Source organism: Mucilaginibacter daejeonensis (assembly GCF_020783335.1).
In the GTDB taxonomy this organism is placed as follows: Bacteria; Bacteroidota; Bacteroidia; order Sphingobacteriales; family Sphingobacteriaceae; genus Mucilaginibacter; species Mucilaginibacter daejeonensis.
The window spans coordinates 1,188,410-1,214,202 of the sequence record NZ_CP086068.1; the positions used below are offsets into that span (position 1 = coordinate 1,188,410).

Genomic DNA, 25,793 nt, shown 5'->3' on the forward strand with positions numbered 1-25,793 from the left:
ACAACATTTTAGCAGTTTTATTATGGTGATCTTAGTAACTTTGCAGTTATACTATTATGCCAACAGAAGTACAGGAAGAAACGCTCACACTGGAAGAGATACTGGCGAGCCTGAAAGAGATGCACCGCCTTATTTTGTGGAACGATGATGTGAACACCTTCGAACACGTGATCCATTGCATGATGAAATATCTCGATTACACCGAGACACAATCAGAGAAGATCGCCTGGAAAGTGCATAACGAAGGTAAGTGCGCTGTACTGGAAGGTTCCTTTACCGAAATGGAAGTTTACCGCAAGATCTTGCAACAGGAAGGGTTGACCGTAACGGTCGACTAAGCCAGCTTTTCTATACACGCCGGTCTTACTGGTGCCAATAAATCCTTACGCTAATTTTTGATAGGTACGCCACCACAGGTCAGGCATCTCGCCATCTATGGCTGTGGTGTAGTCCTCGTACTTGCAAGGTACTAAGTGATAACGCTCATTGGCCGACCCGCCGGTAGGGTAGGGTACCTGCATCCACCATCTGTCGCTCTTTTTGCTTTTGATGAACACGATCTCGTGCTCCTGGTGCTTAAGCGTGGTCTTGTAGATCAGATATTGCGCTCGTGGCTGTAAAGGTACGTCGTTCTTGCGGTTATAAAAACCATCGATGAAGTACCATACCATCTCGGCCAGCAGCATAGCCGTTTGCCCGTTATTGTCGTAAGCCGGGTTGAACTCGTAAAAACCTATCGAACTCAATTTATCATTAAAGCCTGCATAGCGGCACATCTGGCAGGCCTCTTCACCATAAAAACCGTTAGGCGTGGCGTTGGCATTGCCCCCGGCATCTGATGAACGGATGGCGCCCATATCAAAGCTGATCATGCTGGCATTACGTATCGTAGGTTCGGTCACTTCTACCTTACCCATCAGTTCGCCCAGGCGGTGCACATCAAAGAACAGGTTATCCATTACCCGCAAACTGTCCTGACTAACAAAATAGGTTTGGTAACCCAGGTTGCTAAAGTTGAACAGGTAGTTAGGCTCGTATAAAAATATCTTATTAAGGTACGAGGTGGATGTGGTAGCATCGTCGGCATCCATCTCGGCCTGTTCGTCAAGGTCAAAATGCGAGTCGATCACCACCAGGTCTATCTTCTGCTCCATTTCCTCGTAGGCAAGGTACTGCGCGTAGGTCAGGTCCTGCCCGCCACCTAATATCACCGCAACAATGTCTTTTTTTACCAACTCGGCCACCACGGTGCGCACGGCAAAGTAAGTGTCGTTAATGGTAGCACCTTGTTTAATGTTACCCAGGTCGAATATATTGGAGGTAAAGCCGCCCTCATAAAGGCTGTACAACTTTTCGCGCACATAGTCGGGGCCTAATGCACAACCCGGATTGCCCGTGGCATTGCGATCTTCCTGCACGCCAAAGATGGCCAGGTGCGGGCGCTCATCATCAAGTTCGGGGAACTGGGCGGTGTAGGCTTGTATCTTGTTACCCAATTGACTGGCCTTGAAGCCTTCTGCGGGAGTGATCCTATCGAGGTCGATCGGGGTGAAGAAATCGGCTAATGACATATACGTGCTTACAGGCTCCAAATATCCATTTTTTAAATTAAATTGCGCTGTTTTTATCAAACTTACCCGTTCAAATGATCCTTGTTACCGGCGCAACAGGTTTTCTTGGTGCTGTACTGACGCGTCAGCTGGCAGGGCAAAATATCCGCATCAAATGCCTCCGGCGCAGTGGTTCGTCCACTCCTGATATCCTGTTACCGTATGAACATCTGATCCAATGGCACACTGCCGATATACTGGATATGCCCGCCCTTGAGGAGGCTTTTGACGGTGTTACGCAAGTGTATCATTGCGCGGCCTGGGTGTCGTTCAAACAGGCTGATAAGGACCCCATGATATATACCAATGTGACCGGTACGGCCAACATCGTTAACCTGTGTTTGGAGAACGACGTGCGCCTGTTACACGTAAGCTCCATAGCGGCCATAGGCCAGGGTAAGCCCGGCGAGCTGATCACCGAGAAGCATTATTTGGAGGAGACGCCCGTGAACAACATCTACTCCATATCAAAACTGGAGAGCGAGATGGAGGTTTGGCGGGGCATAGCCGAAGGTTTGGACGCCGTGATCGTGAACCCATCGCTCATTATCGGGCCCACCGCAGGCACACACGGCAGCGGCAAGCTATTTGAGACCATACGCCGGGGCATGCGCTATTATTCGCGCGGCAGCTGCGGACTGGTGGATGTGGAGGACGTGTCACGCTGCATGATCATGCTGATGAACAGCGATGTTACCGCCGAGCGATACATCATCAACGCCACTAATATGAGCTATAAAGAGCTGATCGACAAGGCCGCTCAATGCTTTGGTGTCAAAGCGCCAGAGAGTGAGGCCAAACCCTGGATGCTCGAACTGGCCTGGCGGTTCTCGGCCGTGGCAGCTGCGGTCACCGGTAAAGACCCTGCTTTGGATAAGATAGCTGCCCAGGCCGCTACTACCGAGCAGAACTATGATAACCGCAAGGTGATCCAACAGACCGGCATCACTTTTAAGCCGATCGATACTACAGTCGCCGAAATATGCGTAGCCCTAAAAAGATAGCCGGTTGAAGAACTTATCACCCGCTTGGCTACGTATACTTTCTATCAACATTCAATTGAACGTTCATCTCGCTAAATGAAGATCAAGACCAAGCTTCGTATCGGATTCGGCTTCCTTTTCATGGTGATCCTGTTGTTCGGGGCGATGTCGCTTTTTTACATCAAGGAAATAGCTCGGAACGCCAATGTGATCCTGAAGGACAACTACGAAACGCTGAGCTACACCCGCGAGATGCGTGCCCTACTGGACGAACATGAGCTACCTTTGTTGCCGAAGGTGGCCGACACCTTTGCCCGCCAGCTACAAAAAGAAGAGCGCAACATCACCGAACGAGGGGAACGCGAAGCCGTACAGCGGTTGCATCAGGCCTTTGATGAGTTGGTATCACTGAACCATTCGGACCTCGCCAAACTAAGGCAAGCCGAACGCCAGGTACGCCAGCAATTAAGATACATAGAGACGCTCAACATGCAGGCCATCATGCGCAAGAACATAGCCGCCCGACGGTCGGTGGACCGTGCCGAATGGATACTGGGTATCGCAGGGGCATTGGCCTTTGTGGTGCTGTTAAGTTTCAGCATCGGCTTCCCGGCCTTTATAGCGGAGCCGCTACGTGCGCTGGCGGCAGGTATACGCGAGATCAGCCAAAAGAACTATAGCGAACGAATCCACTTTGACCACCAGGACGAATTTGCCGATGTGGCCACGGCCTTCAACAAAATGGCCGACCGGCTCAACGAGTGGGAGAATAGCAATCTTGCCACTGTCACCTCTGAGAAACGGCGTATCGAGGCCATTATTGACCAGATGCATGATGCCATTTTTGGGGTGAACGAGGTCAACGAAGTAGTGTTCATGAATGATGCCGCACGCCATATCCTGCAGATAGGCGAAGAACACATCGTTGGGCAGCACATCGGACAACTATTACAGCATAATGAACTCCTGCGCGAGGCCATAGCCCAGGGAGCGGTGACCGACCCCTTCAAAATGCGGGTAGACGGCCGCGAAGCTTACTTTCAGTTATACAGCCGCAACATTACCGTGCCCGACCTGAACAAGAGCCGTACTCCCGATGCGGCTACCCGCCCCGCAGGCAAGGTGTACATGCTGCGCAATGTGACCGAATTTAAGGAGCGTGATGAAGCCAAGACCCATTTCATCGCTACTATATCGCACGAATTGAAAACGCCTATCTCGTCCATCAAAATGAGCACGCAGTTGCTTACCGATGACAGGGTAGGTGGCATGAACGAGGAACAGCGACAATTGGTAGCCCATATACAGGATGATACCACCCGCCTGCTCAAGATCACCAGCGAGCTGCTCGAACTATCGCAAGTGGAGACCGGGCACATCCAGCTTGAAATGGCTGCCGTATCGCCTGCCCAGATCATCAGCTATGCTGTAGAAGCGATAAAGTTGCCGGCCGAACAAAAGGGCGTCACCATAGACCTCGACATAGCCCACGACCTGCCCAACGTAAAGGCCGATATGGAAAGAACGGCATGGGTGCTGGTCAACTTCCTATCCAATGCCCTGCGCTACAGTTCAGCGCGCTCCAAGGTGGAGGTGTCGGCCAGGGTGCTTGGGCCACAGGTCGAATTCTCGGTGCGGGATCACGGTAAGGGCATTGATGAGCAGTATCAAAAACGATTGTTCGACCGCTACTTCCAAGTGCCTACCGATGGGCAGAATCGTTCGGGCTCAGGCCTCGGACTAGCCATCTCCAAAGATTTCATAGAGGCCCAACAAGGCCGTATATGGGTCAAAAGCGCTTTGGGCGAAGGCAGCCGTTTTTCGTTTACCTTGCCGGTAGCCTAACGGTCACGTTATTTTGAGCCGACGCTTACAAGCTCGGTTGCTCACTTCCATACTCCATACTCAATCCTCATACCTCATACCTCTCACTTCAATACCTCAGCTCAAATTGAAAAAATATTTTACCAATTGGTCATTTTAAAATATATTTGTCTACTTAATCTATAGACTTTATTTGAATCGCTTTTGAGAATTGATCAAGTAAAAAGACAAGAACGAAAAATGATACCGATGATACTTTGACATACACCCGGAGTAGGAATCGAAAAAGGCCTTTTTATAAGAATGTTTACTTTAGTTTCGGAGAGGGAGAGGCGCGAGGCTTCTCCTTTTTAAACATCATAGAGGCTGGCCAACGTTGATAGCTACAGGCCTAACTTTTACAAGAAAAAACAAGATAAATCTGTAAAAAGCATACAGATGTCTGGGATCACCTGATCAAAGTAACAGCCGCAACGGCATTCACTGTAAAAACGACGAAAGCTTTTGACAATTCGTTGAAATAAATAAATGTAGTAACACGTAATTTTACGGTCTACTTTGATGCGCGGGTCGCTGCAAAAAAAATAGCGGTAGGTCCGTTACAACCTCCGCTATTCTCAATTTAACTAAACTAAAAGTATAAAGAACGTGTGTGTTCGATGTTAAGACACAGCGGCCCGCAGCATCAAAGCACCTACCGTAACGTTGGTTCGGCTATCAATAATGATAGCGCCCCCGTTGGCCTTGTTGTCCTGATAAACATCAAAGGCCAGTGGCTCGGCGGTCTTTATAATGATGCGTCCAATATCATTCAACTTGAACTCCTCGTCTCCCTGCACTTTATCTAACGTGTTGATATTGAATTTGTAAAGCACTTCCTGTATGCGGCAGCGCGTTACTTTGCTATTGTGTTGTATTAAATAGGTCATGGTGGTATCCAGCGCGCGGGTGTCCATCCAGCACAGGTCGGCCTCGATCAGGTTGGACACTTCTGGTTGTGCGGCACTGTTCACCAGCACATCGCCACGGCTAATGTCGATTTCGTCCTGCAGGTGTATGGTAACTGATTGTCCTGCAAATGCTTCCTCAAATTCCTGGTCGAGTAACTCTATCTTGGTAATGGTGGAGCTGAAGCCCGATGGCAGCACGGTCACCTTATCGTTCACTTTAAAGTTACCGCTTGATACACGACCCGCATAACCACGGTAATCATGTAGTTCTTCGGTTTGCGGCCTAACCACCCATTGCACCGGGAAACGGGCATGAGCGCGGCTATCGTCAACGGTGATCTCGACGGTCTCTAAATGGTCTAACAGGCTTTTGCCGGTATACCAGGGCATATTGGTGGAGCCATTAACGATGTTATCGCCTTTAAGGGCGCTCACCGGTATGTAGGTCACATTTTTTAAACCCAGCTTACCAGCCAGTACCTGGTACTGCGCCACGATCTTGTTAAAAGTATCCTGGTCGTGGTTCACCATGTCCATTTTGTTCACGCAAACCACTACCTCAGGTAAGGCCAAAAGCGATACCAGGAACGAATGACGATTGGTTTGCTCGATCACACCTTTGCGGGCATCGATCAAAATAATGGCCAGGTTAGCATTGCTGGCACCGGTCACCATGTTGCGGGTGTACTGGATATGACCAGGCGCATCAGCGATGATGAACTTACGGTTCTCGGTCTGGAAGTATTTGTAGGCCACATCGATGGTGATGCCCTGCTCGCGTTCAGCCTTCAGGCCGTCGGTCAATATGGCCAGGTCAATGGTGCCATCGTCATTCTTGCGGTTAGAGTTGTGTATGGCCTCTAACTGATCCTCCAATATGGCATCGGTATCGTACAGCAAGCGGCCGATCAGGGTACTTTTACCATCATCAACACTACCTGCGGTTATAAATTTTAGTATCTCCATTACTTTTGTATATCCTTCACGTCATTGCGAGGAACGAAGCGATCTCTGGACTATGATTGTCCGGTTGCTCGTCCTCCGCAGAGATCGCTTCGTGCCTCGCGATGACGTATCTCATAAATTAAAAATATCCGCCCTTCTTTCTATCCTCCATGGCCGCTTCCGAAACTTTATCATCCATACGGGCGCCGCGTTCGCTGATCTTGGAGGCGCTGATCTCGTTGATGATGTCGTCGATCAAAAAGGCATCCGACTCCACAGCAGCGGTACAGGTCATATCGCCCACGGTACGGAAACGTACGTTGCGGCGGGTGATCACATCTTCTTCATCCATGTTCAGGAACTCCGCAGCGGCCATTAATTGACCATTACGAACGATCGTGTCACGCTCGTGCGCAAAGTAGATAGATGGTAAAGCGATGTTCTCGCGGCGAATGTAGTTCCAAACGTCTAACTCGGTCCAGTTGCTGATCGGGAACACGCGAACGTTCTCGCCTTTGTGGATCTTGCCATTATACAGGTTCCAAAGCTCGGGGCGCTGGCGTTTAGGGTCCCATTGGCCAAACTCGTCACGTACCGAAAAGATACGCTCCTTGGCGCGGGCCTTTTCCTCATCGCGGCGGGCACCACCTATGCAGGCATCAAAGCCGTTGGCGGCAATAGTATCTAACAAAGTAACGGTTTGCAGGGCGTTACGGCTGGCGTTCTTGCCTTTTTGTTCTACTACCTTACCCTGATCGATCGAGTCCTGTACATGACCAATGATCAGTTTTTCGCCCAAACGGGCCACCATGTCATCACGGTATCGGATGGTCTCCGGAAAGTTATGGCCGGTATCGATATGTACCAGCGGGAACGGGAACTTACCCGGACGGAAAGCTTTCTCGGCCAGCCTCACCAGCGTGATCGAGTCCTTTCCACCCGAAAATAGTAGTGCCGGCTTTTCGAACTGGCCTGCCACCTCTCTTAAAATATAAATGGCCTCTGCCTCGAGTTCATCGAGGTAATCCAAGTGATGTTTACTCATTTCTCTGTTATTATCTCCTGTACCGAATGTAAGCCGCATTCTTTTTTCGACTGGTCCTCCCACCACCAGCGTCCGGCCCTAAAGTCCTCGCCTGGTTGTACGGCGCGGGTGCAAGGCTGGCAGCCAATGCTCGGGAAACCACGGTCATGCAGGCTGTTATAGGGTACGTTATTCTCTTTGATGTACTGTTTTACTTCATCAAGCGTCCAATCAAATATAGGGTGGAACTTCACCAGCTGATTGCCGGCATCCCACTCCACATTTTCCATGTCCTGACGGTTGGGGGATTGCTCGGCCCTGATGCCGGTTATCCATACCGTGTTGCCGCTCAATGCGCGCTTCAACGGCTCGATCTTGCGTATACCGCAACACTCCTTGCGGTTCTCCACCGACTCATAAAAACTGCTTGGGCCTTTGGCGTTCACCATGCGTTCCAATGCTTCCTGTTGAGGGTAGTAGGCATGTATAGGGGCCTCGTACATTTCCATGGTACGGTTCCATACGTAATACGTTTCGGGGAACAGGCGGCCGGTCTCGAGGGTAAATACCCTGATCGGCAACTTGTTCTTAAATATCATATGCGTGATCACCTGGTCTTCCCAGCCAAAACTGGTAGAGAATACCACTTTGCCCGGAAATTCATCAGCCAGCCAATGCAAGGCACTCAGAGGGTCTAAACCCTCGGTGCGTTGCTTGATATGTGGTGAAAGTGTTTCCATTATTATAAGATCTTGGTGGCAAAGCCCCAAATGCTTTTAAGGCTCACCAATATAACGATTATACCCACAGCCACCATGATCACTTTTACCGATATGCGGTTAGAGATACGTGCGGCTATAGGTGCGGCCAGCGCGCTGCCAATGATCAGCCCGGTAATGGCGCTCCATGGAGCCCCGTTCAGCATGATCAAAAAGGTAAGCGAGCCCATCATGGCGATAAAGAACCGTGTTAATTTAACGGTGCCCAGCGAGAACCGTGGATGACGGCCACCGGCGATCAGTGATGATAGCACGATAGAACCCCAGCCACCGCCGCCCACTGCGTCAATGAAACCACCGCCTAAACCTAACAGGGATATGCGTTTGATCTTTTCGCCTGAGCGCTTTTTGCCTGTTTTAAATGCTTTGGATAAGATGACAGAGCCCAATATCAGTGTATACACCGATACCATTGGCTTGGTGTACATGGAATAATGCTCTAACGACGACACCAAATAAGCACCTACCAACGCACCGGCTATACCGGGCAAAATGAGCAGTTTGAACATCTTCCAGTTCACGTTGCCCATGCGGTAGTGCATCCAGCCGGCTATACCGTTGCTCATGATCTCAGACAAGTGTACCGCCATGCTGGCGGACGCTGGCGTGATACCCATAGAAAGCGAGAATGCGGTAGAGGTGACCCCATATGACATGCCAATGGCGCCATCGATCATGGCGAACACGAACCCTGCCGCCAGGAACTTGTAGAACAAACTATCGATACCCTCTACGTAGGTCTTGAAACCCGGTTCATTATACCATAGCGAGGCGAAGGCCACACCTAACGATATCACGATGGTAAGCCAGATCAGCCACTTAAAGTTCTTTTTGCGGACCGGCTTAGGGTCTACAAGTATGGCTGTAGCCTTATTGAGGGCCGTTACCTTGCTGGCAAAGTCGCCGGTCAGGGTATTGCGTAACGCACTGAGCTGTTGTAGTGTAGTATCTAACTCGTTCGGCAGCGCTTCGGCCAGTACTTCCTTTAATCGTTTGGCCACCGTTGGCGACTTGCCGTTGGTAGAGATAGCAACTTTAAGGTCGCCCTTTTTGACGATGGAGCCCAGGTAAAAATCGCAAAGCTCGGGCTTATCGGCCACATTGATCAGTAGTTTGCGTTGGTGGGCGGCCTGGCGGATCTGCTCGTTCAGCACATTATCTGCCGTGGCAGCGATCACCACATCGGCCTGGTCCAGGTCGGTATCGGCAAAGCGCTTTTGTACGATGGTCACCCGCGGATAGCGGGCTGCCAGCTCCAACACTTCGGGCAATATCGCTTCAGCTACGATGGTCACCGTGGCTAACTGGCTATTGTTCAGTAAAGCTGTAAGCTTTTCAAGACCGACATTGCCTGCGCCGATCAATACCGTGCGTAGTTGGTTCAGCTTCAAAAAAACAGGGAATAGCTGGTTACCATCCGCTGTTGCGGTGGCAGGTACTGGGGCTATATGTCCATTTTTAGGCAAGGATGCCATAAAGGTTCTTTACGGTATTGAACGCCGGATGTAAGGATACCACCTTGCCAAATATCATCATGGCCGGGGCTTTCACCTGGTTGGCCGCAGCCAGTTCTACCAAAGTTTCTACGGTACCGATCACTACTTTCTCTTTGTCGGTAGATCCACTTTGAATAATGGCGGCCGGCAGCTCATGTTTGCCTTCGGCCTTGAATATCTCGGTGATCTGTACCAATTTGTGCAGCCCCATCAATACTACTACGGTAGCATTGCTGCGGGCAGCATCATAAAGATCTTTTGATATTTGCTGATCGGCAGTGGTACCGGTGATCACCCAAAAGCTCTCGCTGGCGCCACGGTGCGTTACCGGTATCTGCTGTAAGCCGGGTACACCGATCGAGCTGGAAATGCCGGGCACTACCTGGGTAGGGATCTGGTGCGCCGCCGCAAATTCGATCTCTTCATACCCACGACCAAAAACGAACGGGTCGCCGCCTTTTAGACGAACCACGTGGCCGTAGTTCAAGGCATAATCCACCATCAACTGGTTAACAGCATCCTGCGAATAGGAGTGCTCGCCCGAGCGTTTGCCTACGTATACTTTTTGTGCAGTTGCCGGTGCCAGGTCAAGCAGGTCATCGTTAACCAAGGCATCGTACAATACCACATCGGCGGTTTGTAAGGCTTTCATACCTTTAATAGTGATCAGGTCGGCATCACCCGGGCCAGCGCCCACTAACGTTATCCTGGGCTCTTTATGTTGTGATTTCGTTTCGTTGTTCAATTTCATGCTTTAAGCCCCTCGCGCTCGGCTTTCATTTCGGTCAAAAATTCTTCGGCGCTTTTCATGTATGCGGTAGCAAAGGCCTCTGATGGTTCGTTCTGGTTGATCTGCAATACCAGGTCATTAAATGACACCGGTAGTTGTACCAACCCGGTACTCACATAATTAGTATCGAACTCTTTGATCACACCGCTTTGGGTGCTGGTATTGATATTCTTATCTAACAACAATGCTTTAGCACTGCTGATGAAGGTATTGTAACTATGATAAATGGCATCGGCCCAACGACCTTCGGCAAAGGCCTCCTTGCCCCAGCCCAGTTTTTCTTCAGCCTCGAACAGTAGCGTGGCCACCAGATCGATTATCACGCCGGCACACTCACCAACGCCAATGGCGGTGGCAAAGGTCTCTTCATGACCCCAGTCCACAAATTCATCATCGGTAAGAGTGGTCAGATCGGCCAGTGGCTTCAATAGCTGGTAAAAATAGTCCTTACCTTTGCTGTCATAATAGTTATGGAAGGTCTCCTGGCTTACAGCGTTGGTTTGATAATCGTCCAGAACGGCGCGCAATACATGCGTTGCACGCTTGGCAGGTATCTTGATCACCTTTTCGGCAGCACGGCCAATGCCGTCGCCCACGGTGCCCCCGCCCAATAAAACCTGTACAGAAGGCAGCACACGTTTATCGGCCTTTAACGAACTGCCGTGAAAACCTATATGCGCCAAACCATGCTGACCGCAGGAGTTCATGCAACCACTGATCTTGATCTTGATATCGCGGTTGTAGATCAGGTCCTCATATTCGTTATAGATCACATCTTCCAACACGCGCGATAGCGTCATGCTGTTAGAGATGCCTAAGTTACAAGTATCTGTACCAGGGCAGGTGGTCACATCGGCCACGCTGTCAAAACCCGGTTCGGCCAGTTGCAGCTCGTTCAAGGCATTGAATAATGCAGGTAACGCCTCTTTACGAGCATACTTTAATAACAAGCCCTGATTTTGGGTAACGCGTATCTCGTCGGCCACCAATCCGCGGATACCATCCACCAAACGGCGGGCCTCAGGAGTATGAATATCGCCAACGGGCACTTTTACGTACACGCCGTAAAAACCACTTTGCTTTTGCTCGAACACGTTGGTGGCCAACCACTGCTCATATTTAAGAGGGTTGGCAATGCTTACGTCCGCTACCTGGCCGGTAGGTGGGGCAGGTTGAGGAACGGTATCGCGGTCGATCTTAAAGGTCTTGACCTTGTTAGCCGTTTTTTCGATAGCGGCCAGGCGCAGCAACTCATCGATGCCTATCTTGGCCACCAGAAATTTAAGGCGGGCCTTGTTACGATTATTGCGTTCGCCATAGCGATCGAACACACGAATGATCGATTCAGTATAAGGAATGATCTCGTCCTCAGGTAGAAACTCATGCACGATGTGTGCTAAGGCCGGTTGGGCACCAAGTCCGCCGCCTAACATCACTTTAAAACCGCGCTGATCGCCTACCAGTTTAGGGATAAAGCCCAGATCGTGTATATAACTGAAACCGGTATCGGCCTCGCTCGAGGAGAACGATATTTTGAACTTACGACCCATTTCCTGACAGATCGGGTTACGTAAAAAGTATTCGAACATGGCTTGAGCATACGGCGAAACGTCAAACGGCTCGGCCGGGTCAATGCCCGAAGCAGGGGAGGCCGTCACATTACGTACGGTGTTACCGCAAGCCTCACGCAGGGTAATGTCATCCTGCTCCAGTTTGGCCCAAAGCTCAGGGGTGCGGTCCAAACTCACATAATGTATCTGGATGTCCTGGCGGGTGGTGAGGTGCAGGTTGCCACTGCCGTACTCGTCGGCAATATCGGCAATGCGTAATAACTGTTTAAAGGTAACTTTGCCGAACGGCAGCTTGATACGTACCATTTGTACTCCGGGCTGGCGTTGGCCATATACACCGCGCGCAAGGCGCAGGCTTCTGAATTTTTCGTCGTGGATCTTACCCTCGCGAAAGGCCCTGATCTTTTTCTCAAGATCAATGATATCCTTCTCTACGATCGGGTTCTCCAATTCGGTCCTAAAACTCTGCATACTCAGTTTCGAATTCAAAAAAAGCCTCTGTTGGTGGTTTGACCGCAAGAGGCTTTTTGCTAATGATCACTTTAATAACTAAATGAGCCCCCGGTCATGATGACGACCGCAGCAGCAAATGAACATCATTTTACGTGCTTTCTTACTCATATAGTATTCAAATATATATACTATATAGGAATAGTAGGAATTTATTTGGAAAAAAGATCTTCACATTACAATGGGAATGGTAGATGAGTGATTGGTCTGTCAAGATGGACCTTGTGGAAAATTGTTAAGAAAAAACAGTTAACAGTATTTGGACTGCTTCTAAATAATGCTAATTTTGCGCTATCGATATGGCCGGAGTTAAAACAGCTACTGCATCAAGTTACACCGAAGTGTTCGCCAATAAGGCGGGTACTGTATACCAAAGCGACCGCGAAGGTTGCTGGTATATTGACTTTGATGGTAAGCTGGTACGCTTTGATCACCGCGGTTTGTTGAAACTTAAGAACTCGATCTGCAGGGTAGACATTGAAGAACTACTGCTGAACAGCGACCGGTCACCTGAGATCGAGATGGTGTTCATTTGCGCCTGCAACCATTGTTATTTTTTGAACCTGCTGCAGATCATCTCGTTAAAGCAGCTTTTGGAGGGCACCTTCGTGATGCTGGAGCTGAACCAGATCATTCGCGACAGGCTGCACCGCTTACCTTTCTGATCAGATATTCTTTTCAAAATGATGCTATTTGCCTGATAGTCTCTAATTTAGACTTATTTCGAATTGTTTATATATTGGGTAACTACCACTTATAGCACTATTTTTGTTCGTATTACAAAGTATACGATCCCATACCTATATATAACATGAAAGATATTATGCGAGTGAAGTGCCTGTTATCTGCCGATATAGAGACACTTTTGAACCAACAGATAAAGAAAGAGGCCCATTCATCAGCTATGTACCTGGCCATGGCCTCATGGTGTAACCAAAACGGTTTTGATTATTCATCTGACTACTTTTTTAAACAGTCGGACGAGGAGCGTTTTCACCAATTAAAGCTTTTCAAATATGTATTGGATATGGGCGGCAGCGCCATATCACCAGATGTGAGCGGCATCAGGCAAGAATACTCTTCATTGCGTGAGGTATTTGAAGAGGCTTTGGAGGCCGAGATCGCCATCACTCAATCATTCAAAGTGATCGCTGCCAACTGCTTAAAGGAGCAGGATTTTGTGACCTTTGAATTCCTGAACTGGTTCATGAAAGAGCAACGCGAAGAGGAATACAAAGCCCGTCGTGCGCTGGAACTGTTCGAGGTTATTGGCGAAGAAGGCACCGGCCTTTGGGAGATCGACAAGCACGTCAATAAGATCAAATACGACAGCGAGACCGCCGGCGAATAATTTGGTCGATCTATATCATTCAAGAGCCCTTGCTGATCAGCAAGGGCTCTTTTGTTTTACAACTCGTTCAGGTTATTGAGGTAGGTCTCGGCCTGCAGCATGGTCTTTTCTTTTTCGTCGGGTTTCATCTTTTTGAGGGTCACGTAAGCCATACCGATGCGCGGGTTCTTTTCCAGCTTGTCGGCATTGCGGTCAAAAAAGTTCCAATACAGGCTATTGAACGGGCAAGCTTTCTCGCCATGTCTTGCCTTATAATTGTAGTGGCAATGCTTACAGTGATCGCTCATCTTGTTAATGTAAGCCGCTGAGGCCACATAGGGCTTTGACCCAACGATGCCGCCATCGGCAAATTGGCTCATGCCCCGGGTGTTGGTGACCTCCACCCATTGTATAGCGTCGATGTAGATACCCAGGTACCAGGCGTCCACGTGGTCAGGGTCTATGCCCGCCAGCAAGGCAAAGTTACCGATCACCATGAGGCGTTGGATGTGATGCGCCCAGGCCTCATCCAATGACTGGGTAATGCACTTGTTCAGGCAGTTCATCTTGGTCTTGCCATCCCAAAACCAGTGGGGTATCTCGGTCTTGTGGCCAAAAAAGTTCTTTTGGTCATAGCCAGGCATGTGCGCCCAGTAAACGCCCCGCATAAATTCGCGCCAGCCGATCACCTGCCTGATGTAGCCTTCTACCTGGGCCAGGCTGATCTTGTTTTTGTTGCTTTGATAATGGCTGATCACCTTACCCACGATCTCGGCCGGTGATATCAGCTTAACGTTCTGCGCGAACGATATCCGCGAGTGGAACAAACTGCTATGCTCCTGCAGCATGGCATCTTCGTAAGTACCAAAGTGGGGGAGCAGATGTTCGCAAAAATATTCCAGCACCTTTAAAGCCTCCTGCCTGCTGAGCGGCCAGGGCAGGTGCTCTTCATCAAAGCCGCCAAAGTATTTCACGCCCATCTTATCGATCATCTTTTTGAGGGATGATACATCATGGTCAAATCGTAAGGCGTCTTGCAGCGGCACCTTACCATCATACTTGTTACGATTATCGGCGTCAAAGTTCCAGCGGTCGCCCTCGGGTTCATCGCCATGCATCAGGATGTGGTTCTTGCTGCGCATGTGGCGGTAAAAGTTCTCCATTAGGTAACGTTTTTTGCCGCCAAAAAAATCATGCACCTCCATGCGCTCCGTCAAAAAGTGCTCGGTATCGGCTACGCCGGTATTGATGTTTAAGCCTTTGCAAATATCCTTGAGCTGCTCATCCAGCCGGTATTCATCAGGCAATTGATATTCAAATAGCTCGATCTTCTCTTTTTTGATGATCTTTTTGATGTTCTTTTCCAGGTCCTGCTCGTTGCCTTGATCATCTAAATTCAAGTAGATCACCCGGTGACCGGCTTTGGTGAGGTGGTGGGCAAAGTTGCGCATGGCGCCAAAAAATGCCAGGATCTTTTGCACGTTGTGCATTACGTACTCCTGCTCCTGCATGATCTCGAGCATGAGGTAGGTCGCCTCATCGTTGGTATGTTGCAACCAGCTGTGGGCGCTGTTAAGCTGATCGCCTAATATTAACCGTAAAGTTTTGGGCATGCTGTAGTTAACAACAAGCCGCCTTAGAGGTTTCTTAAATATCGGTACTGGAAGGCGATAATGGGAGAGCAGAAAGGTCCGGCTTTTGGGAATGCCTTGGGCGGCTGAGCCGGACCGTTGATATGGTGAGCTTATTAGCTGGCTGTTGTTGCGTCGGAAGCCTCGGCTGGTGCTTCAGCTGGTTGGTTAGCGGTCAATGTGCTTTTATCGATCTTCAGATCTTTAGCTAACCTTTTGGCTAATTGTTTAGCACCTTTTCTGATCTTCTTGTCCAGCTTTTTTGATGGTTGGCTCAGTTTGCCGGTCACTTCGGTCAACTGGGTGATCAAGCTTTCTTTTATCTCGTTCTCTGCGTTCTTTTTAGCGGCCTTGATAAGTGTTTTAGCGTCATTCTTTTTCATATGGTTCGGAGCTTGCTATAAGCCACAAAGATATGTTATCACATAGTTAATGTAATGTTATCATTGTGTTAACCACATGGGCATCATATATATGTTGTGACCGCCTTCTTAACACAAAAAGCCGTTATTTTGACCTCCCCAGCCACAATAATGCATTAATGATGAACTGATCCTGCTCCTTATTGCTAAAGGTATGAGAGAGGGTTCGGTTGGTGTTATCATACTTATGCTCGTAGTCCATATCGTTATGGCCCATGTTCACGTAGATCATCCGGTAGTTCTTGTTGGTCCATACCACGGGGTAGTAGCCGCTATGCCATATCTCGTTTGGTTTAGGACCAGTGCCCAGCGGAAAGCTGGTGCTATCGATGGCAAGCAATATCCTGATATCAGGGTTCGTGCGCAGGTCGTTCTGCCAGCGGTACCACTCATTTGGCGATGCCTTGAACGTGCGGGGCAGTGATCGTGTGGTCGGGTGTTGGTCCTCCACCCTTAATACGGCCGATGTTGGCCTCCACGTATTACTACCATACTGTCCCGACCCTAAAAAGGTGTTATGATACCAATCCCAGTTTTGTGGTATGGCCGAAGGGGAAAGCGCAAAGGCCGAAAAGTGGAAACCCATCCAGGCGCCGCCGTGCTTCATGTAATGTTCAAAGGCCTTGCGCTGGTCAGGGTCTTCGGGCCGGGTATCCAGGAAGAGTACCACCTGGTAGTTTTTAAGGAAAGCGGTGTCGAGGTTCTTCCAATTATTGGTCGAGTCGTAAGTGAAGTGATACTTTTTGGCCATTTGCGGGAACCAGCGGTTGGCCTCGTGCACAAAACTGATGTGTGCCAGGTCGGCCTTGGCCGTGTAAAAGGCGATCACCTTAAATGGTTTGGTTTGGGCAAAGCTCAAAACGGCTAAGCTCCATAACAGACAGCACAAGGCGGCCCGCCTGAAAGTTGGGATAACTAAAAGCATGGGGTATAGATATATAATGGTATGTTAACACTACATACACCATCCGGCACAACAGCAAGGTGGGGGCAATGCTGATGAAGCAGGCACAAAGGCCTGATCATGGGCAGGATCTAAAACGGCAAGAATATAAAAGTTAAATTCAACAAATGCAAAAAATAGAAAACCAATTACAAATTAAACCGTGTAGTTTACATCTTATATTCTTAGTTTTGTACCGTTTTACAGATTGGTATTCAGATGGATCGTCTCACTTATGTTAATAGCGGAAACGCGGCCTATATAGATTCTTTATACGAAGCATATAAACAAGACCCTGACTCGGTAGAGTTCGGTTGGCAAAAATTCTTCGAAGGCTTTGACCTCGGTCAGGAAAAAGGCGCCGGCGCTGCTGCCGGAGCCGAAGGGGGCGCCGCTCCCGAGCACGTGTTGAAAGAGATCAACGTGCTTAATATGATCAACGGTTACCGTACCCGCGGTCACCTTTTCACCAAAACAAATCCCGTTCGCGAGCGTCGCAAATACTATCCGGGCAAAGAGCTGGAGACCTTCGGTTTGACCGAGGCCGATATGGATACCGTATTTAATGCAGGCGTTGAAGTAGGCTTAGGTCCGGCTAAACTGCGCGACATCCGTCAGCTGTTAGAAGATACTTACTGCCAGGCCATTGGTGCCGAGTATAAATACATGCGTAACCCGATCAAGACCAAGTGGTTCGAGGAGCGTATGGAAAGCAAGCGTAACAAACCTTCTTTTAACAAAGAAGAGAAGACCCGCATGCTGAAAAAGATCAACCAGGCCGTTGGCTTCGAGAACTTTTTGGGTACTAAATTCCTGGGTCAAAAACGTTTCTCACTGGAAGGTGCCGAATCACTGATCCCGGCGCTTGACTCGGTGATCGAAAAAGGTTCAAAACTGGGTATCGAAGAATTTACCATTGGTATGGCTCACCGCGGTCGTTTGAACGTGCTGGCCAACATCATGGGTAAGACCTATAAAGAGATCTTTGCTGAGTTTGAAGGCAAGAACTACGATATGGAATCATCATTCGGTGGCGACGTTAAATACCACTTAGGTTTCTCCACCGATATCGAGACCTCTAACGGTAAAAAGGTTCACCTGAGCCTTTGCCCTAACCCTTCGCACCTCGAGACCGTTGGTCCGGTGGTAGAGGGTATCACCCGTGCCAAGATCGATGGTAAATATGAAGGTGATCATGACCGCATCGCACCGATCCTGATCCATGGTGATGCTTCGGTAGCTGGTCAGGGTATCATTTACGAGGTTCTTCAGATGGAGAAACTCGACGGTTACAAGACCGGTGGTACCGTGCACCTGGTGATCAACAACCAGATCGGTTTTACCACTAACTTTAAGGATGCCCGTTCGAGCACTTACTGTACCGATATCGCCAAAACGGTATTGTCGCCGGTGTTCCACGTTAACGGTGATGATGTTGAGGCATTGGCCTACGTGATCAACCTGGCCATGGAGTACCGTCAGGAGTTCAACGAGGACGTGTTCATCGACATTTTGTGCTACCGTCGTTACGGTCACAACGAGTCGGATGAGCCTAAGTTTACCCAACCAACATTGTACAAAGCGATCGAAGCGCACCCTAACCCGCGCGAGATCTATTATAAAAAATTACTGGCCGAAGGCAGCATCGACGAGGCCAGCGCCAAAGCCATTGAAAAGGAATTCAAAGAGTTGCTGCAAAAGCAACTGGATGAGACCAAGGCCGAAGCCCGTGTACAGGCCAGCAATGTGATGTTCGCCGGTTCATGGCAAGGTTTGCATCTGCCTACTAAAGAGGAGGTGTATGCCACTGCTGATACCGCAGTAAGCGAAAGTGAACTGTTAGAGATCGGTCAAAAGATCACTGAACTTCCGGCAGGTAAGACCTTCTTCAAGAAGATCGAAAAACTGTTCGAAGATCGCCGTAAAATGGTTAACGAGACCAAGACCTTTGACTGGGCCATGGGCGAGTTACTGGCCTACGGTACCTTATTAAAAGAGGATCACCCGGTACGCCTGAGCGGTGAGGACGTAAAACGTGGTACTTTCTCTCACCGTCATGCGGTGGTGACCCTGCCTGATACTGATGAGGAGTACACTCCGCTACAAAATATCGGTGCTGATGCCAAATTCAGCATTTATAACTCTTTACTGTCAGAGTATGGTGTGTTAGGTTTTGATTATGGTTACGCTTTAGCTAACCCTAACGCCCTCACCATCTGGGAAGCTCAATTCGGTGACTTTGTGAACGGTGCACAGATCATTGTGGATCAGTACCTGGTAAGTGCCGAAACCAAATGGCAACGTGGTAACGGTTTGGTGATGTTATTGCCACATGGTTACGAAGGTCAGGGTCCTGAGCACTCATCAGCCCGTATCGAGCGTTTTATGGAAGGTTGTGCCGATAACAACATCCAGGTGGCCAACTGTACCACCCCGGCTAACTTCTTCCACATCCTGCGCCGCCAGTTGCACCGTCACTTCCGTAAGCCATTGGTGATCTTCTCGCCAAAAAGCTTGCTGCGTCACCCCGCCTGCGTGTCAAAGATCGAGGAGTTCACTCAAGGTGGTTTCCAGGAAGTGATCGACGATAAGTTCACTACCGACACCAAAAAGGTTAAACGCGTACTGTTCTGCAGCGGTAAGATCTATTACGAATTGCTGGAGAAACAACAAGCTGATAAGCGCAGTGATGTTGCCATCGTACGTGTTGAGCAACTATATCCTACACCGGTACTGGAGATGCAAGCCATCAAGACCAAATACAGCAACGCTAAAGAATTCGTTTGGGTACAGGAAGAGCCTGAGAACATGGGCGCATGGCCTTACATGCTGCGCAAGTTCCGCAAGAGCGAGTTGCAGCTTGACGTGATCTCACGCAAGGAAGCTTCGAGCCCGGCCACCGGTTACGCCAAGCAACATGCTTCACAGCAGCTGTACATCATATCAAAAGCTTTTGAAACTCCGGTAAGCGACCAGCAAAAGGAGAAAGTAAAAAGCACCGCCAAAAAAATGGCCGAAACTAACGCAGACTAAATAGTGGTGCGGGTTATGTGTTGCCAGTTGCGGGATCTGATCCTGCAACATAGCAACGCCTAACCCGCAACTCATAACACATAACCCGCAACTTAAAAAACATGAGTTTAGAGATCAAAGTTCCGCCGGTTGGCGAATCTATCACAGAGGTAACCCTTTCACGCTGGATCAAACAGGACGGCGATGCGGTTGAAATGGATGAAGTAATTGCCGAGCTGGAATCAGACAAGGCTACTTTTGAATTGACTGCTGAAAGCGCCGGAACTTTAAAGACCGTTGCTGCCGAAGGCGATACACTTGCCATTGGCGCCGTGGTAGCCAGCATTGAAGCTGGTGGCGCTCCTGCTGCTGCGCCTGCCGCGGTAGACAAGAGCAAAGCACAAGCTGCTGACGAGAGCGCACCGGGCCAACGTGCCGAGCGCCCTGAAGCTGCTGCTGAAGCACCTGCTGCACCAGCCGCTGAAGCTAAAACATTAGAGATAAAGGTTCCTGCCGTTGGTGAATCGATCACCGAGGTAACCCTGTCACGCTGGATCAAGAAAGACGGCGAGCAGGTAGAAATGGATGAGGCCATTGCCGAACTGGAATCAGATAAAGCCACTTTTGAGTTGACCGCCGAAAGCGCTGGTACTTTAAAGACCATCGCTAACGAAGGTGATACCCTGGCCATTGGTGCTGTGGTTTGCTCGATCACCGGTGGTGGCGCTACTGCTGCTCCTGCATCGGCCCCAAGCGCTCCTGCTGCTGCTCAGCCAGCTGCTGGCAATGCACAGTCTGCATCAGCAAATGGTTACGCTGCCGGCACGCCTTCACCTGCTGCGGGTAAGATCCTGGCCGAAAAAGGTGTAAGCCCTCAGTCGGTAAGTGGTACCGGCGTAGGTGGCCGCATTACTAAAGAGGACGCACAGAACGCGCAAAAACCAGCTGCACCTGCTCCGGCAAAACCAGCTGCTTCAAGTGCTCCTGCTGCTGCACCAGCCCCGGCCGGTGCCCGCGATGAGAAACGCGAAAAAATGTCGAACCTGCGCAAGACCGTTGCCAAACGTTTGGTAGCTGTTAAAAACGAGACCGCCATGCTGACCACCTTTAACGAGGTAGATATGCAGCCGATCATGGAGTTGCGTGGTAAATACAAAGATAAATTTAAAGAGAAACACGGTGTAGGCTTAGGCTTCATGTCATTCTTCACCAAAGCGGTTTGCGTTGCCCTGCAAGAGTGGCCTGCCGTTGGTGCCCGCATAGAAGGCGAAGAGGTAGTATACAGCAACTATGCTGACATCTCGATCGCTGTATCGGCTCCTAAAGGTTTAGTGGTACCTGTTATCCGTAATGCTGAGAGCATGACCCTGGCCGAGATCGAGAAAGCTGTGGTTACGCTGGCCGGTAAGGCCCGCGAGAACAAGCTGACCATTGAGGACATGACCGGTGGTACCTTCACCATCACCAATGGTGGTATCTTCGGATCCATGATGTCGACACCGATCATCAATGCACCGCAGTCGGCTATTTTGGGTATGCACAACATTATCGAGCGCCCGGTGGCTGTTAACGGCCAGGTGGTAATCCGCCCAATGATGTACCTTGCCCTGTCATACGATCACCGCATCGTTGACGGTCGCGAGTCGGTAAGCTTCCTGGTACGCGTTAAGCAATTACTGGAAGATCCAGCACGTTTACTGTTAGGCGTTTAATACAAGCCTGTATAGATATGAAAAGCCTCCGAGTGATCGGAGGCTTTCTTGTTCTGAGGGGTCTGTAAATGATCATCCCGTCATGCCGATGCATATCGGCATCTCTCAGGACAAGTGAACGAATGGCTTACTTAGAGTGGGGGATGCTGAAAAAAGTTCAGCATGACATTGAATTTTTTATTTACTGCCAATTCACCACCCCTTCACGCCGATGCACATTGGCATCTCTCAGGACAAGCGAACGAGGAGTCATGACCGCTTCACTACTTAGCATGAGTGATGCTGAACCAAGTTCTGGATGACCGGATGGGTTAGATGTCAACCGAACCGCTCTCTCCAGCCCGTCATGCCGATGTATATCGGCATCTCTCAGGACAAGTGAACATTACGTCGCGACCGCTTTATTACTTTGCATGAGGGATGCCGATATGCATCGGCATGACAGCGCTGGGAATAATATGCTATATCTTCTCCAATCTCTCCAACAACAACCTGATCGCATTTTCCATGGAGCGCTGAGGCTGTTGGCTAAACTGATGCGTGGCGCGATTGGCTAGTATCACATTGAACGAGATGGTCTTGTGCCCCAGGTTTCCACCCAGGCCGTATATCCCGGCGGTCTCCATTTCCAGGTTGGTAATGCGTTGCCCATGCAGGCTAAAATTTTGGATGATAGACATAAGCTCGGGCGTAGAGGTACGGGTTCGCACTTGACGTCCCTGCGGCGTGTAAAAGCCCGGTGCGGTCACCGTGATGCCCTGTTGCAGATCAGCGGCAAGGCCGTTCAGTAGTTCGGCACTGGCCGAGGCGATGTATGGATGCAGCAGATAGGTGTCAGGCAGTCGGTCTTTGAACGCCTGAAGCAGTTCGTCCTCATCGGGGGTGAGCTCATGCTCGCAATAATGCATCAGCGGATCTAACCCGAATGCCGCTGCCGATACCAGCACACTGTCTAAAGGTATATCGGCCTGTACCGCGCCAGAGGTACCGATGCGGATGATATCAAGGCTCCGTAGCTCTTTATTTACCTTGCGGGTGCTTAGGTCAATGTTCACCAGGGCGTCCAGCTCATTGATCACAATGTCGATATTATCTGTACCGATGCCGGTAGATATCACCGTGATGCGCTTGTTGCCCAGGTAGCCGGTATGGGTAACGAATTCACGCTTTCCCTTTTGTAACTCTATGAGGTCAAAGTGCTTACTGATCTCGGCCACGCGGTCCTGGTCGCCAACGGTGATCACCGTGTCAGCTATCTCATGCGGTAACAGGTTCAGGTGGTAGGCACTGCCATCGGCATTGAGGATCAGGTCGGTCTCTGATATTTGCTCTGGATCGATCATATCGTTAGGTTCCATTGATGAACAAATATCGTGGATATTTTATGAGTTCAAGCAGCAGAAACTTTTATTACGATTCGCTATTTTCGTACAAGGAAAATATGATCTTCTCCTGAGTTTATGCGCGGCTTTATTGGCAAACTGTTTCCAGTTGCTGACCTCAGATCCTTCGGTAAGATTTTCTGTTACCGCACGTAACAAAATACAACTAAATAGAGTAGAAGATCATTACTACCCACTGCGCAATTGTCGTTTATGTTTTTATTCAATTTGCATTCGCTATGGCTCGGTCACCAGAACTATGTCAGGGAAGCTATGCCCACACCTGTTTATGATCGCGTAAAAAGTATCGAGTATTGGCAGGACCGCTTGTTCATTAACGTGATCATTTACGCGTTGCCCCTTAGCCTGCTTGCATTGATCCCAAGTGTGTACATTGAATATAAGGCCGGCGAAACTTCCCTCATCATTTTAGATCTGTTGGCCTTATTGGCCGTGACCTTTGTTGCCCTGAAAAAAGGTATTTCGCTACATACCCGTAAGGTGATCATTGTGGTGGTGATGCTGGTATTTACGGTGGTGGTAACGGCTATGATCGGAGCGTTCACTATGGGTTGCATATACCTTTTTGCGCTCAGTGTTTTCGTGGCCTTGCAGTTCCCCGATCGGGCAGCTTATGGTATGGTGATCTTCAACGTATTGTTCTGCGCGGGTTTCGAAATGGTGATCCGCTACCGGCTCATGAATATCCCATTGATACAGCACATCACGGCCGATCGCTGGCTCATCTTTTCCGTCAACTTCATTTTTATGGATATGGTAGTGGTGGGGCTGATCCGGCAGATACTGAACGGTCTGCAGCATACCATCCATAAAGAGGGTTGGCTGCATTCGGAACTCAGGAAAGAAATGGCTCACAAAGCCTCCTTGAACGATGACCTTAAGAACTCAGAAGAGGACCATCGCACATTGTTTTATAAAAGTCCGCTTTCCAAGGTAATTTTAGATACCGATACCTTGCAGATCCTACAGGTGAATTATGCGGCTACGCTCATCTACGGCTATACACAACAAGAGTTCACAAGGCTGAAACTGACCGATATATACGATGTCAACGAAGTGGAGCGTATGCTGAGCCACATGCATGAGGCCGAACAATCAGAACCTTACCGCAGCCAACACATTGATAAGGACGGCCGCACGATCCATACCGAGATACTGCACAGCAACATGACCTACCAGGGCAGAAAGGCGCGCATGATCGTGGTATCTGACATTACGCAACGCGTACAGCACCTGGCCGCTATTCAAGCTCAAAACGATAAGTTAAGAGAGATCGCTTACATGCAGTCGCACGTGATCAGGCTGCCGCTTGCCCGCATCATGTCACTTACCGAATTGATGGATATCGAATACGATGGCAAGTTCGACCGGCAACTGCTGGATCACCTGGTCACATCGGCTAATGAACTTGACCAGGTGGTGCGTGAGGTAGTGAACCGCAGCGCGGAGATCCTGGCCGATCAACATGCAGCGCGCTAAACCAGTGTGAGCCCTTCGGCGCCTAATACCGGCTGAGCCAACGGGAGTTCTACAAAAAAGGTGGTACCACTCTCGGCATCGCATTCGAACCAGATCTGGCCCTGCATGGCCTCCGTAAATTCCTTACAAAGCACAAGCCCGAGGCCCACGCCCTTTTCGTTGGAGGTGCCAGCGGTAGTGCCGCTATTGAGATAGAAGATGTTGGTCGGCAATTTCACCGGAGAGCCATTGCCGCTGTCGCGTACGGAGAATATGCAGCTTTCACCCATCACAGAGGCTACCACCTCTATGCGGCCGCCGACAGCAGTGAACTTGATGGCGTTGTTGATCAGGTTACGAACGATGAGCTGCACCATATTCTCGTTACCCACTATCCTGATGTCATGATCGATCGTGATCACTACGCTGATGCTCTTATTACTGGCAATATTAGTGAACAGCAGTAACTGCGGCATCAGCACATCATAGGCGTTCAGATCGGTCAGCTTGAACTTGAGACCTGTCATTTGCCCCTGCGACCACGACAGCACGTTGTTCAACATATCAAGCGTGGAGCGTGTGGAATCGAGCAGCTTACGTTTGATGTCGAGAGATTCCTCTTTGCTGATCTCCAGTTCGGTTAGCAACTCCAGGTAATTTTGAACGTTGGTGAGCGGCGCGCGCAGGTCATGCGAGATGATGGAGAACAGCTTGTTCTTCTCTTCATTCAATACCTTCATCAATTCGGCCTTTTGCTCGGCCGAGCGGCGCTCTATCTCATAATTGCGCCGCACGAAATAAAAGTTGAACAGTACCAATCCCATCACCACCCAATACGCCGACGTGATATCGATATAGCGGTTCTGCAGGTTGGTATACGAGTGCGGCACCAATTCGGGCGATAGATACTGCACCAAATGCAGTCCTGTCACTAAGAGCAGATTGACACTTACCAGTATCCAGTATTGCTTTACCGGTGCCACCGTGATCATGATCACCATCGTGAGCAGGAAGAACAGGTCGGTAGGTCCGTCGATCCCCGAATTGAGGAAGTAGTTGATCGTGAACAATAAGTTACCAGCGATCACAAAAAGGCCGAAGGCAAGCGAAGTAAGCCCTTTAAAGCGTGAAAGGTAATAGATCAGGATGTACAACAGTACATAACAGGCGCTCAGCAGCGCGATATCCTTCAAGCCCACCAGGTAATTGAACGGAACATTGTAAGCCAGAGCCACTATAATGATCAGGCACACCGAATGGAATACCCTCACATTTAGCGGGAGATCAGACGATCGCCCGGTGAGCCGGTACCACGCCCGCATCAAAAGTCTACTGTAACTCAAGGTTCAATTAATAGTGGTACAAATTACGCGATCGCGATAAAATAAGTTACAACAATT

General features: G+C 49.6%; 20 protein-coding genes. 8 read left to right on the plus strand and 12 right to left on the minus strand.

Translation table 11 applies throughout. The features are described 5' to 3' along the window. The first annotated feature begins 56 nt into the window (after window positions 1–56). On the plus strand, window positions 57–338 hold the full coding sequence (locus tag LLH06_RS05150) for an ATP-dependent Clp protease adaptor ClpS (RefSeq protein ID WP_228172192.1): 282 nt from the start codon (window positions 57–59) through the stop codon (window positions 336–338). Window positions 339–383: 45 nt separating this feature from the next. Here LLH06_RS05150 and LLH06_RS05155 read toward each other — a convergent pair whose 3' ends face one another. Beyond that, complete coding sequence (locus tag LLH06_RS05155) at window positions 384–1,571, minus strand: formimidoylglutamase (protein ID WP_228172193.1); 1,188 nt, start codon at window positions 1,569–1,571, stop codon at window positions 384–386. A 74-nt stretch (window positions 1,572–1,645) separates the two neighbouring features. Between LLH06_RS05155 and LLH06_RS05160 the strand changes: the two genes are divergently transcribed. Continuing rightward, a complete protein-coding gene (locus tag LLH06_RS05160; protein ID WP_228172194.1) occupies window positions 1,646–2,614 on the plus strand; it encodes an NAD-dependent epimerase/dehydratase family protein in 969 nt (322 codons plus the stop codon). A gap of 75 nt (window positions 2,615–2,689) precedes the next feature. Continuing rightward, on the plus strand, window positions 2,690–4,438 hold the full coding sequence (locus LLH06_RS05165) for a HAMP domain-containing sensor histidine kinase (RefSeq protein WP_228172195.1): 1,749 nt from the start codon (window positions 2,690–2,692) through the stop codon (window positions 4,436–4,438). Between the two features lie 641 nt (window positions 4,439–5,079). On the opposite strand, the gene LLH06_RS05170 is transcribed toward LLH06_RS05165, so the two are convergent. The 6 genes from LLH06_RS05170 to LLH06_RS05195 form a co-directional block, all read right to left on the minus strand. Then, window positions 5,080–6,333, minus strand: coding sequence for a sulfate adenylyltransferase subunit 1 (locus LLH06_RS05170; protein WP_228172196.1), 1,254 nt, complete (start codon window positions 6,331–6,333; stop codon window positions 5,080–5,082). A 118-nt stretch (window positions 6,334–6,451) separates the two neighbouring features. Continuing rightward, window positions 6,452–7,357 (minus strand): sulfate adenylyltransferase subunit CysD, encoded by a 906-nt coding sequence (gene cysD / locus LLH06_RS05175; protein ID WP_228172197.1) that lies wholly within the window; start codon window positions 7,355–7,357, stop codon window positions 6,452–6,454. Next, window positions 7,354–8,076 (minus strand): phosphoadenylyl-sulfate reductase, encoded by a 723-nt coding sequence (locus LLH06_RS05180; protein WP_228172198.1) that lies wholly within the window; start codon window positions 8,074–8,076, stop codon window positions 7,354–7,356. The genes cysD and LLH06_RS05180 overlap by 4 nt, the downstream gene beginning before the upstream one ends. 2 nt (window positions 8,077–8,078) lie before the next feature. After that, window positions 8,079–9,590 (minus strand): TSUP family transporter, encoded by a 1,512-nt coding sequence (locus LLH06_RS05185; protein WP_228172199.1) that lies wholly within the window; start codon window positions 9,588–9,590, stop codon window positions 8,079–8,081. Continuing rightward, window positions 9,574–10,362, minus strand: a complete 789-nt coding sequence (gene cobA, locus LLH06_RS05190; RefSeq protein ID WP_228172200.1) for a uroporphyrinogen-III C-methyltransferase — start codon at window positions 10,360–10,362, stop codon at window positions 9,574–9,576. Before cobA ends, LLH06_RS05185 begins: the two co-directional genes overlap by 17 nt. Beyond that, window positions 10,359–12,443, minus strand: coding sequence for a HEPN domain-containing protein (locus LLH06_RS05195; protein WP_228172201.1), 2,085 nt, complete (start codon window positions 12,441–12,443; stop codon window positions 10,359–10,361). The genes cobA and LLH06_RS05195 overlap by 4 nt, the downstream gene beginning before the upstream one ends. A gap of 338 nt (window positions 12,444–12,781) precedes the next feature. On the opposite strand from LLH06_RS05195, the gene LLH06_RS05200 reads away from it, so the two are divergent. Further along, window positions 12,782–13,147, plus strand: coding sequence for a hypothetical protein (locus LLH06_RS05200; protein WP_228172202.1), 366 nt, complete (start codon window positions 12,782–12,784; stop codon window positions 13,145–13,147). A gap of 146 nt (window positions 13,148–13,293) precedes the next feature. Beyond that, a complete protein-coding gene (locus LLH06_RS05205; RefSeq protein ID WP_228172203.1) occupies window positions 13,294–13,833 on the plus strand; it encodes a ferritin in 540 nt (179 codons plus the stop codon). A gap of 56 nt (window positions 13,834–13,889) precedes the next feature. Here LLH06_RS05205 and LLH06_RS05210 read toward each other — a convergent pair whose 3' ends face one another. The 3 genes from LLH06_RS05210 to LLH06_RS05220 form a co-directional block, all read right to left on the minus strand. Continuing rightward, on the minus strand, window positions 13,890–15,425 hold the full coding sequence (locus tag LLH06_RS05210) for a cryptochrome/photolyase family protein (protein ID WP_228172204.1): 1,536 nt from the start codon (window positions 15,423–15,425) through the stop codon (window positions 13,890–13,892). A 134-nt stretch (window positions 15,426–15,559) separates the two neighbouring features. Beyond that, window positions 15,560–15,826 carry a hypothetical protein gene (locus LLH06_RS05215; RefSeq protein ID WP_228172205.1) on the minus strand — a complete coding sequence of 89 codons (267 nt, stop codon included), beginning with the start codon at window positions 15,824–15,826 and terminating at the stop codon, window positions 15,560–15,562. A gap of 124 nt (window positions 15,827–15,950) precedes the next feature. Next, on the minus strand, window positions 15,951–16,790 hold the full coding sequence (locus LLH06_RS05220) for a ThuA domain-containing protein (RefSeq protein WP_228172206.1): 840 nt from the start codon (window positions 16,788–16,790) through the stop codon (window positions 15,951–15,953). A gap of 237 nt (window positions 16,791–17,027) precedes the next feature. Here LLH06_RS05220 and LLH06_RS05225 point away from each other — a divergent pair, with 237 nt between their 5' ends. Together LLH06_RS05225 and odhB are read left to right on the plus strand one after the other, a co-directional pair. After that, a complete protein-coding gene (locus LLH06_RS05225) occupies window positions 17,028–19,841 on the plus strand; it encodes a 2-oxoglutarate dehydrogenase E1 component (protein ID WP_228172207.1) in 2,814 nt (937 codons plus the stop codon). Window positions 19,842–19,942: 101 nt separating this feature from the next. Continuing rightward, entirely contained in the window at window positions 19,943–21,532 is a 1,590-nt protein-coding gene (gene odhB, locus LLH06_RS05230; protein WP_228172208.1) for a 2-oxoglutarate dehydrogenase complex dihydrolipoyllysine-residue succinyltransferase, read from the plus strand. A gap of 461 nt (window positions 21,533–21,993) precedes the next feature. On the opposite strand, the gene LLH06_RS05235 is transcribed toward odhB, so the two are convergent. Next, a complete protein-coding gene (locus tag LLH06_RS05235; RefSeq protein ID WP_228172209.1) occupies window positions 21,994–22,890 on the minus strand; it encodes a nucleoside phosphorylase in 897 nt (298 codons plus the stop codon). Window positions 22,891–23,187: 297 nt separating this feature from the next. On the opposite strand from LLH06_RS05235, the gene LLH06_RS05240 reads away from it, so the two are divergent. After that, on the plus strand, window positions 23,188–24,414 hold the full coding sequence (locus tag LLH06_RS05240; protein ID WP_228172210.1) for a PAS domain S-box protein: 1,227 nt from the start codon (window positions 23,188–23,190) through the stop codon (window positions 24,412–24,414). Here the strand turns inward: LLH06_RS05240 and LLH06_RS05245 are convergent. Then, window positions 24,411–25,736, minus strand: coding sequence for a sensor histidine kinase (locus LLH06_RS05245; RefSeq protein ID WP_228172211.1), 1,326 nt, complete (start codon window positions 25,734–25,736; stop codon window positions 24,411–24,413). The genes LLH06_RS05240 and LLH06_RS05245 overlap by 4 nt on opposite strands. Window positions 25,737–25,793: the final 57 nt, after the last annotated feature.